The 872-nt window shown below is 35.1% G+C and carries 2 pseudogenes; both read right to left on the minus strand.

The annotated features are described in order from the left end of the window. A pseudogene (locus tag R8O10_RS24370) lies at positions 1-299 on the minus strand (hypothetical protein); the annotation flags it as partial. Between the two features lie 57 nt (positions 300-356). After that, positions 357-872: pseudogene (locus R8O10_RS24375) on the minus strand (hypothetical protein); the annotation flags it as partial.

An 872-nucleotide genomic window follows, 5' to 3' on the forward strand; every position in this document is an offset into this window, starting at 1 on the left:
TAAAAGCCCGATTCACCCGTTGTGCCGAGAATTAAAATCATCGGGATCTGAGAGATAACACTCCATCTTGAAAGGGCATCTTCGAAAGATATATAACACAGTTCGCCTTCTCGCAGTGACAAAGCTAGTTTGTCAAAGAAATCAGGCGGCAATGTCGAACGCAAGTAAACAAATCGCTCAAAATCAATACTGACGATGTAGTAGTTTTTTGCAATGATCTGCTCAATATCATCACTTCTAAAGATTGAGCAGATCTCATCACGTCTATAGATAAACTTTTCTTTACGCCGATACTGCATTTCGAAAATCATTTTCATAGATTAAAAGGTAGAATTGCTTAAAACCGAACAGAATGATTACATAATAGCTTGTTTTATATCAAGTGAAGTTTCATAATAATCATGTTTATTGAGTATCGATGGATACGCGTGTGAATTTAACCAGATGTTATACTTTCTATAATTCCCGTTTGTTTTATGATCAACTTCAGTGTCAAACCCGAGTTTAGAAAGAAAATCATTTATTGCCCGTGTTTTATAGCCTTCAGAATGTGACTGTGAAGTGATGGGCTTCAACATAGTATTCATCGAACTCAGTTTTTTACAGAGTGCGGAATTACCATTTAATAACTGGTTGATGATATCATAAGCTTCATAATAACTGGATTTAGGGATAGAATGCTTCTGGTCAATACGTTCAATAGATATGTTTAAAGTTTTAAAAAGAACATTCATCAGATTAAAAAGGGGCTGGTCTGATGTTTTAGTCTGGCGCCACTCAGTATATTCTTGCAAATGTTCTAATAACGAAGCTTTGTTTCTAGAAAATGAGATTGCGTCGTCAGTCAAATAATCAATTTGAATATGCAACCT

This window comes from Vibrio sp. 1727 (genome assembly GCF_033344415.1).
GTDB classification, from domain to species: Bacteria; Pseudomonadota; Gammaproteobacteria; order Enterobacterales; family Vibrionaceae; genus Vibrio; species Vibrio alginolyticus.